Origin of the sequence: uncultured Thermus sp. (assembly GCF_938010445.1) — a bacterium.
In the GTDB taxonomy this organism is placed as follows: domain Bacteria; phylum Deinococcota; class Deinococci; order Deinococcales; family Thermaceae; genus Thermus; species Thermus altitudinis.
Genome location: NZ_CALLUR010000146.1, coordinates 1 through 7,427, shown reverse-complemented (window position 1 = coordinate 7,427; position 7,427 = coordinate 1). Strand labels below are relative to the sequence as shown.

Sequence of the window (7,427 nt, the reverse complement as noted above, 5' to 3'; positions counted from 1 at the left end):
TAGGTCACCCACGCGTTACTCACCCGTCCGCCGCTGGGCAGGTATAAACCCGCCCCGCCCGACTTGCATGTCTTAGGCACGCCGCCAGCGTTCACCCTGAGCCAGGATCAAACTCTCCAACAAAAAAACGCCTAAAGGCGTTATTGGCTTGGTGTTGGCCTCTGCTCTCCCCTTTTCAAGATCCCCCTGCTTGGGCTTTCGCCCGCGCAGCAAAAGCTATGCTATCAAGCCCCCTCCTTCTTGTCAACACCCCCCAGGCGGCGGATCTCCTCAATGAAGCGCTCCACCGAGTCAAACTCCCGGTACACGGAGGCGAAGCGGATGTAGGCTACATGGTCCAGGTCGCGCAGAAAGGCCATGGCCTTGAGGCCGATCTCCTCGGAGGACACCTCCGGCCCGGCCACCTGGTCCTCAAAGGTATAGGCAAAGCGGCGGAGGGCCTCCGGATCCACGGGGCGCTTTTCGCAGGCCAGGAGGAGCCCCCTCAGGAGCTTATCCGGGTTAAAAGGCTCCCTGCGCCCATCCCGCTTGATGACCATCAGGGGCTCCAGCTGGGTGCGCTCGTAGGTGGTGAAACGGCGGCCGCAGGCCGGGCATTCCCGCCGGCGGCGGATGGCTGCCCCCTCGTCGGAAGGGCGGGAGTCCACCACGCGGGTATCGGGATGGCCGCAGTAAGGGCACTTCATGGCACTTCCCTAAGAAGCTCGTAGATCTCGGGGGATGGGGGAGGCTCGGGAAGCTCCACCTCCAGCACCACCCCCCGGATTCCCTCAGAGACCATGGACCCCAGGCCCAAGGCCGCCCGGACCAGGGCCTGGTCATAGACCTCGGAAACCGGGTCCCGGGAGGGCACCACCCCGTTGACCCGCACCCCGGGGAAGGTCCGGGTAACTCCCTCGATGAGCCCTTCCACCGCCCGGCGCACGGAAAGGGTATGGGGCTCGATGCGCACCGCTGGCGGTAGCACCAGGGTGACAAACCCCCCCCCGGCCAGGTGGCGCAAACCCTGCTGGAGCACGTACAGGCTGGACTTCACATCCTGGCTCATGAGGTCGTACCACTCCCCCTCCAGAAGCTCCACGAAGGGGGTCTTGCTCTCGGCGGTGGTCACGTGCACGATGCCATCCAGTAGGCCAAAGAGTTCCTCCACCTTTTCAAAGGTGCTGGTCACGTCCAACACCACGCTCATATCGCCCCGAATGGGGATGGCCGTGGCCCCCAGGGCCTCCACCTCCGAGGCCACGCCGGTGGCCATCTCCACGTCGGGGTCCACGGCGATAACCGTGGCCCCATTGCGCCCGTAGCCGTGGGCAATGGCCCGGCCGAAGCCCCTGCCGGCTCCCGTGACCATGACGATCCGCCCCTCGAGGCCCAAGATATCCCGTGACATCAGGCCCATTGTACGGGAAAATGGGGACATGGCCCGCATCCGCGTCCAAGAAGGGGACATCACCGAGTTCCGGGGGGATGCCCTCGTCAACGCCGCCAACAACCACTTGAAGCTGGGCGCTGGGGTGGCGGGGGCCATCCTAAGGAAAGGGGGCCCCTCCATCCAGGAGGAGTGCGACCGGATCGGGAAGATCCGGGTGGGGGAAGCGGCGGTCACGGGGGCGGGGAACCTGGGGGTGCGCTACGTGATCCATGCCGCCGTCTTGGGCGACGAGCCCGCCAGCTTGGAAACCGTGCGCCAGGCCACCCGTAGCGCCCTGGAAAAGGCGGTGGAGCTGGGGCTAAGGACCGTGGCCTTCCCCCTTTTGGGCACCGGGGTGGGGGGGCTTCCCGTGGAAAGCGTGGCCCGGGTGATGCTGGAGGAGATCAAGAAGGCTCCGGATACCCTCGAGGTCACCCTCTACGGCTTTCGCCGGGAGGATGCCGAGGCCATCCGCAAGGCCCTGTGAGACCAGCCGGCCTTGCCTGGCCAAAAACCCCCGTGCACGCCCCCACGGTCTCAGGGGGAGCCTTGCTCCTGGGGTGGAGGGGGGCTTTCTTCCTGTCCGGCCGGAGGGGGGCCCCCAGGGGGCACCGGGGCGCTGGCCTTGGGGAAGTAGCCCTGGCCCAGGGCCTGGAGGTCGGCGCCTTCCACCTTCCCGTCCCCGTTCAGGTCCCCTTTGAGCTCCTTCCCCTCCTTGCCCCAGTTCTGGGCCAGCCCTAGGAGTTCGGCAAAGGGCTTGCCCCGCTTCAAGGCCTCCCCCAGGGGTTTCCCCTCCTTGTCGTAGAAGACCACCCGGGGGGCCAGCCTCGGGGTAAGGGGTTTTTGCGGGGTGAGGAGGAGCCGGAAGACCTCCTGGTCCTTCACCGGCCTCAGAAAGGCCATATCCAGGCGCAAAAGCCCCGTTGCCGGGTCATAGTCCACCAGGTGGACAGGGCTTAAGGTCTTCAAGCTGGCCAGGTCCGGCACCAGGTCCCTCAAGGGCAGCTCCAGCTGGAACCCCAGGGCCTCCCGCACCTCTACCCGTCCCAGGAGCACAAAGGGACCCTCCACCTGGGCGGGCGGGGCCACCAGGGTGAGCCGGGGCGGGGGCGGGTCGGAGACGGTGAGGGTAAGCCGCTGCACCCGGCTATTCTTGGCCCCGTCCTCCACGGTGAGGGTGAGGGAAAACTGCCCCTTCTCCTTGGGGGTTCCCGTGATCCGCCCCCCCTGGAAGGTAAGGCCCTGGGGGAGTTGGCCCTCGAGGCTAAAGGCGTAGGGCCGCACCCCCCCTTCGGCGCTGAAGGTGGCGGTGTAGGCCTCCCCCAGGTAGGCGGGGGGCAGGGTGGTGCTGGTGAGGCGCAAAGGTTCCATCCCCACCCCCGTGGGGTCTTGGGTGCCGCAGGCGGCCAGGAGGAGGAAGAGGGGCCAGAGCTTTCGCATAGGTCCAGTCTAGCGGGTATAGTTGAAGGCATGATTAAGCCGGACTGGTGGATCCGGGAGATGGCCAGAAGGGGCATGATCGAACCCTTTGAGGAAAGGCTGGTGCGGGAAGGAGTTATCAGCTATGGGCTTTCCAGCTTCGGTTACGACCTCCGCGCCGCCCCGGAATGGAAGATCTTCACCAACGTCTTTTCCACGGTGGTGGACCCCAAGGGCTTTGACCCCAAAAGCTTCGTGGAGTATGAGGGGGAAGAGGTCATCATCCCCCCCAACTCCTTCGCCCTCACCCGGAGCGTGGAGTACATCCGCATGCCGGAAAACGTGATCGCCATCGCCCTGGGTAAGAGCACCTACGCCCGCTGCGGCATCGTGGCCAACGTGACCCCCCTGGAACCCGGCTGGGAAGGGCATGTCACCCTGGAGATCTCCAACACCACCCCCTTGCCCGCCAAGGTTTACGCCAACGAGGGCATTGTCCAGATCCTTTTCCTGGAGGGCCCAAAGCCCGAGACCACCTACAAGGACCGCCAGGGCAAGTACCAGGGCCAAAGGGGCATCACCCTGCCCCGGGTGTAGGCTATGGGTGTGCGCGCCCTTTTCCTCTTCCTTCTCCTCTTGAGCGCCTGCAAAGGGGAAAGCATGAAGCCGCTGCCCTACCTTTCGGAAACACCGGTGCGCTCCTTTAAGGCTCCAGAAGCCGTTTTGCAGCCCGGAAAAGACTACTACGCCCGCATCAAGACCACCCAGGGGGACATCCTCCTGGACCTCCTGGAAAAAGAGGCCCCCAACACGGTGAACTCCTTCGTCTTCCTGGCCCTCCACCGCTACTTTGAGGGGGTGGAGTGGCACCGGGTCATCCCCGGCTTCGTGGCCCAGACCGGGGACCCCACGGGCACGGGCCGGGGTGGGCCCGGGTACAGCTTTGGCCTGGAGATCGCCCCGGGTCTGGCCTTTGACCGGGAAGGCATGGTGGGCATGGCCCGCACCCAGGACCCCAACTCCAACGGCAGCCAGTTCTTCATCACCCTGGCCCCCACCCCCCACCTCACCGGGCAGTACACCCTCTTCGCCCAGGTGGTGGAGGGGATGGAGGTGGTAAGGCGCCTGGCCCCCACGGAGGGCCCCGGGGCCCGGAGGGAGCGGGACAAGATCCTCAGCGTGGAGATCCTGGTCAAGGAATGATTCCCGAAGGTACCCGCTTCCTCCTCCCCCCGGAGGCCCGGCTCAAGGCCGAGCTCATGGCCCGGCTCCGGGATCTGTTCCTCCGCCACGGGTATGAGCCCGTGGAGCTTCCGGCCCTGGAGGTCTACGACCCCACCCATCCCCTGGCGGAACGGGCCTTCAAGCTGGTGGACAAAACGGGGGAGGTTCTGGCCCTAAGGAGCGAGTTCACCACCCTCTTGGCCAAGCTCTTAAGGCCCCACCTGGGGGAAGGGGTAACCCGCTTCCAGTACGCGGGGCCCCTCTGGCTTAGGGAAGGGGATGCGGAGCTGGGCCGCTACCGGGAGTACACCCAGGTGGGGCTGGAACTCATCGGGGCCACGGGGCCCTTGGCGGATGCGGAGATCCTCTCCTTGGCCTTCGCCGCCCTCGAGGCCCTGGGCCTGGAAGGGGAGGTGGAGGTGGGCCTTCCCAGCCTGGTGGGGGAGGTGCTTAAGGCCTCGGGCCTACCGGAAGAGGCCCGGAAGGAGGCGCAAAAGGCCATTCACCGCAAGAACCTCCCCGAGCTCACCGAGCTCCTCTCCCGCCACCCCGTATCCCCCGAGGCCAGGCGTACCCTCCTGGCCCTCCCCGACCTCTACGGGGAGGTGGAGGTGCTCTCCGAGGCCAAGCGCCTGCCCCTCCCCGAGCGGGCCAGGAAGGCCCTGGAGGATCTGGAAAGGACCCTGGAGCTTTTGGAAAGGCCCGTGCTCCTGGACCTGGGCATGGCCCGGCGCTACGAGTACTACTCGGGGATCTTCTTCCGGGCCTACACCCCCGGGTTCGGCCTGCCCCTTCTGGGAGGCGGCCGGTACGACGGGGCCCTCCTCCCGGTGGCGGCGGGCTTCGCCATAGGGGTAGAGCGGGCCTTGGAGGCCTTGAGGCCCCCCCAGGCGGAGGAATCGCCCGAGGTCTTGGCCCTGGACCTTAAGGCCCTCCGCCTCCAGGCAAAGGAAAAACGGGTGGAGCTTTTCCATGGGGAAGACCCGGTGGCCTACGCCAAGGCCCGGGGCATCCGCTACCTGGCCCAAGGGGAGCGGGTCTTCCAGGTGGAGGAGGCATGAAGCGCTTTGCCCTCACCATCGCCCTGCCCAAGGGGAGGATGTTCCGGGAAGCCTACGAGGCGTTAAGCGAAGCGGGGCTGGAACTCCCCGCCATAGAAAACGAGCGGGCCCTCCTCCACGGCCAGGAAGGGGGAATCGCCCTCCTGGAGCTTCGTAACAAGGATGTGCCCGTCTACGTGGACCTGGGGATCGCCGAGGTGGGGGTGGTGGGCAAGGATATCCTTTTGGACTCGGGCCGGGACCTGTTTGAGCCCGTGGACCTGGGTTTCGGGGCCTGCCGGCTTTCCCTCATCCGGCGCCCCGGGGACACCTCCCCCATCCGCCGCATCGCCACCAAGTACCCCTCCTTCACCAACAGGCTCCTGAAGGAGCGGGGCTGGGTGGCGGACGTGGTGGAGCTATCCGGCAACATTGAGCTGGCGGCGGTTACGGGCCTGGCGGATGCGGTGGTGGACGTGGTCCAGACCGGGGCCACCCTCAAGGCGGCGGGCCTGGTGGAGGTGGAGGTTCTGGCCCACTCCACCGCCCGCCTCATCGTGAACCGCCAGGCCCTGAAGCTCAAGCGCTGGCTTTTAAAGCCCCTCATCGCTAAGCTGAGAAACCGTGACCGAGGCCCGTAGACGCCGCATTGAGGAGGTCCTAAGGAGGCGCCAGCCCGACCTTACCGTTTTGCTGGAAAACGTGCACAAGCCCCACAACCTCTCGGCCATACTCCGCAGCTGTGACGCCGTGGGGGTCCTGGAGGCCCATGCGGTGAACCCCACCGGTGGGGTGCCCACCTTCAACGAGACCAGCGGGGGAAGCCACAAGTGGGTCTACCTGAGGGTGCACCCCAGCATCCGGGAGGCCATGGCCTATCTCAAGGAAAGGGGCTTTAGGGTCTACGCCACCGCCTTGCGGGAGGATGCCCAAGACTTCCGGGAGGTGGACTATACCCAGCCCACGGCCATCCTCCTGGGGGCGGAGAAATGGGGGGTATCCGAGGAAGCCTTAGCCCTTTCCCATGGGGCCATAAAGATTCCCATGCTGGGCATGGTGCAAAGCCTCAACGTGAGCGTGGCGGCGGCGGTGATCCTCTTTGAGGCCCAAAGGCAAAGGCTGGAAGCGGGGCTTTACCAAAACCCCCGCTTGGACCCTAACCTCTACCAAAGGGTCCTCGAGGACTGGCTGGGAAAATAGCCTCCAGCGAAGCGGTAGGGCCCCGCCCCTCGTACCTCCTCCGCCCGCTTGGCCCTGGCCTTCCCAAAGGGCAGGCAACCCCGGAAGGAGCCCCCCGGCCCCAGGTCCCGGACCTCCTCGCCCATGGGGGGTTTCCGGCCGGCGCTCACGCGGTCACACGTAGGTGAGCCAGCCCTGGTACTCGGGCCTCAGGCCCCGCACCGCCTCCAGGTAGACCTCCCGTAGCCTTAAGGTGATGGGCCCGGCACTCCCCGAGCCGATGGGCCGCCAATCAATCATGGAAACCGGGGTCACCTCGGCGGCGGTGCCGGTGATGAAGACCTCGTCCGCCATGTAGAGCTGGTCCCGGGTGGCCCGCACCACCTGCACCTCATAGCCCAGGTCCTTGGCGATGCGGATCACCGAGTCCCGGGTGATGCCCTCCAGGTTCACCGAGTGCTCGAGGGCGTAGACCACCCCATCCCGCACGAAAAACACGTTCTCCCCACTGCCCTCGGCCACATAGCCTTCCTCGTCCAGCAACAGGGCCTCGTCCGCCCCCGCGGCCACCGCCTCCATCTTGGCCAAGGCCGAGTTCACGTAGTTCCCCCCCACCTTGGCCTTTCCCGGCATCACGTTGGCGGGGAAGCGGGCCCAGGAGCTGGTGATGAGCTTAGCCCCCTTGCGCACCGCCTCCTCGCCCAGGTAAGCCCCCCACTCCCAGGCGGCCACCATCACCTCCGCGGGGTTGTTGGGCAAGGGGTTCACCCCCAGGGCCTTGGCCCCCATCCAGGCCAGGGGGCGGATGTAGCAGCTCCTATACCCGTTTCGCCGCACCACCTCCTTGATGGCCTCCTCTATCTCCTCGGGGGCAAAGGGAATCTCCATGCGCAACACCTTGGCGGAGTGGAAAAGGCGCCGCACGTGCTCCCGAAGGCGGAAGATGGCCGGACCCCTTGGGGTTTCATAGGCCCGTATGCCCTCAAAAACGCTGGTCCCATAGTGAAGGGCGTGGCTTAGGACGCTGGTCTTGGCCTCCTCCTGGGGCAGAAGGGCCCCATTCATCCAGATGAGCCCCGCTTGGATATGCACATCCCCACCTTTGGCCTCGGGCTTGATCATGGCCAACCTCCGCCCCCATCATAACGCTTTTT

At 66.0% G+C, this 7,427-nt stretch carries 10 protein-coding genes and 1 rRNA gene; 6 read left to right on the top strand and 5 right to left on the bottom strand.

Going from position 1 to position 7,427, the window contains the following annotated elements; genetic code table 11:
- The 3 genes from Q0693_RS08090 to Q0693_RS08080 all read right to left on the bottom strand — a co-directional run.
- A 16S ribosomal RNA gene (locus Q0693_RS08090) occupies positions 1 to 123 on the bottom strand; the annotation flags it as partial.
- A 101-nt stretch (positions 124 to 224) separates the two neighbouring features.
- Complete coding sequence (gene nrdR / locus Q0693_RS08085) at positions 225 to 686, bottom strand: transcriptional regulator NrdR (RefSeq protein WP_298630594.1); 462 nt, start codon at positions 684 to 686, stop codon at positions 225 to 227.
- Positions 683 to 1,390, bottom strand: coding sequence for an SDR family NAD(P)-dependent oxidoreductase (locus Q0693_RS08080; protein WP_243030115.1), 708 nt, complete (start codon positions 1,388 to 1,390; stop codon positions 683 to 685). The genes nrdR and Q0693_RS08080 overlap by 4 nt, the downstream gene beginning before the upstream one ends.
- 28 nt (positions 1,391 to 1,418) lie before the next feature.
- Here Q0693_RS08080 and Q0693_RS08075 point away from each other — a divergent pair, with 28 nt between their 5' ends.
- Positions 1,419 to 1,898 carry a macro domain-containing protein gene (locus tag Q0693_RS08075; RefSeq protein WP_243030114.1) on the top strand — a complete coding sequence of 160 codons (480 nt, stop codon included), beginning with the start codon at positions 1,419 to 1,421 and terminating at the stop codon, positions 1,896 to 1,898.
- Between the two features lie 50 nt (positions 1,899 to 1,948).
- Here Q0693_RS08075 and Q0693_RS08070 read toward each other — a convergent pair whose 3' ends face one another.
- Positions 1,949 to 2,851 carry a putative Ig domain-containing protein gene (locus Q0693_RS08070; protein WP_298630591.1) on the bottom strand — a complete coding sequence of 301 codons (903 nt, stop codon included), beginning with the start codon at positions 2,849 to 2,851 and terminating at the stop codon, positions 1,949 to 1,951.
- A 30-nt stretch (positions 2,852 to 2,881) separates the two neighbouring features.
- Between Q0693_RS08070 and dcd the strand changes: the two genes are divergently transcribed.
- From dcd to trmH, 5 genes are read left to right on the top strand one after another with little or no spacing between them, the layout of a single operon-like run.
- Complete coding sequence (gene dcd, locus Q0693_RS08065) at positions 2,882 to 3,427, top strand: dCTP deaminase (protein ID WP_243030112.1); 546 nt, start codon at positions 2,882 to 2,884, stop codon at positions 3,425 to 3,427.
- Between the two features lie 3 nt (positions 3,428 to 3,430).
- Positions 3,431 to 4,033 carry a peptidylprolyl isomerase gene (locus Q0693_RS08060; protein WP_298630589.1) on the top strand — a complete coding sequence of 201 codons (603 nt, stop codon included), beginning with the start codon at positions 3,431 to 3,433 and terminating at the stop codon, positions 4,031 to 4,033.
- Positions 4,030 to 5,115, top strand: coding sequence for an ATP phosphoribosyltransferase regulatory subunit (locus Q0693_RS08055; RefSeq protein WP_243030110.1), 1,086 nt, complete (start codon positions 4,030 to 4,032; stop codon positions 5,113 to 5,115). The genes Q0693_RS08060 and Q0693_RS08055 overlap by 4 nt, the downstream gene beginning before the upstream one ends.
- Positions 5,112 to 5,735, top strand: a complete 624-nt coding sequence (gene hisG, locus Q0693_RS08050; RefSeq protein WP_243030109.1) for an ATP phosphoribosyltransferase — start codon at positions 5,112 to 5,114, stop codon at positions 5,733 to 5,735. The genes Q0693_RS08055 and hisG overlap by 4 nt, the downstream gene beginning before the upstream one ends.
- Positions 5,719 to 6,294: a tRNA (guanosine(18)-2'-O)-methyltransferase TrmH gene (trmH, locus tag Q0693_RS08045; protein ID WP_298630586.1), complete on the top strand. Its 576-nt coding sequence runs from the start codon at positions 5,719 to 5,721 to the stop codon at positions 6,292 to 6,294. Before hisG ends, trmH begins: the two co-directional genes overlap by 17 nt.
- 153 nt (positions 6,295 to 6,447) lie before the next feature.
- Here the strand turns inward: trmH and Q0693_RS08040 are convergent, their stop codons facing one another.
- Positions 6,448 to 7,395 (bottom strand): branched-chain amino acid transaminase, encoded by a 948-nt coding sequence (locus tag Q0693_RS08040; protein WP_243030107.1) that lies wholly within the window; start codon positions 7,393 to 7,395, stop codon positions 6,448 to 6,450.
- Between the last annotated feature and the right edge of the window lie 32 nt (positions 7,396 to 7,427).

Excerpts from the sequence above, each read along its gene's own strand:
- dcd (WP_243030112.1), top strand. The coding sequence starts at position 2,882 with ATGATTAAGCCGGACTGGTGGATCCGGGAGATGGCCAGAAGGGGCATG.
- Q0693_RS08055 (WP_243030110.1), top strand. The coding sequence starts at position 4,030 with ATGATTCCCGAAGGTACCCGCTTCCTCCTCCCCCCGGAGGCCCGGCTC.
- Q0693_RS08070 (WP_298630591.1), bottom strand. The coding sequence starts at position 2,851 with ATGCGAAAGCTCTGGCCCCTCTTCCTCCTCCTGGCCGCCTGCGGCACC.
- Q0693_RS08060 (WP_298630589.1), top strand. The coding sequence starts at position 3,431 with ATGGGTGTGCGCGCCCTTTTCCTCTTCCTTCTCCTCTTGAGCGCCTGC.
- Q0693_RS08080 (WP_243030115.1), bottom strand. The coding sequence starts at position 1,390 with ATGTCACGGGATATCTTGGGCCTCGAGGGGCGGATCGTCATGGTCACG.
- Q0693_RS08075 (WP_243030114.1), top strand. The coding sequence starts at position 1,419 with ATGGCCCGCATCCGCGTCCAAGAAGGGGACATCACCGAGTTCCGGGGG.
- nrdR (WP_298630594.1), bottom strand. The coding sequence starts at position 686 with ATGAAGTGCCCTTACTGCGGCCATCCCGATACCCGCGTGGTGGACTCC.
- Q0693_RS08040 (WP_243030107.1), bottom strand. The coding sequence starts at position 7,395 with ATGATCAAGCCCGAGGCCAAAGGTGGGGATGTGCATATCCAAGCGGGG.
- hisG (WP_243030109.1), top strand. The coding sequence starts at position 5,112 with ATGAAGCGCTTTGCCCTCACCATCGCCCTGCCCAAGGGGAGGATGTTC.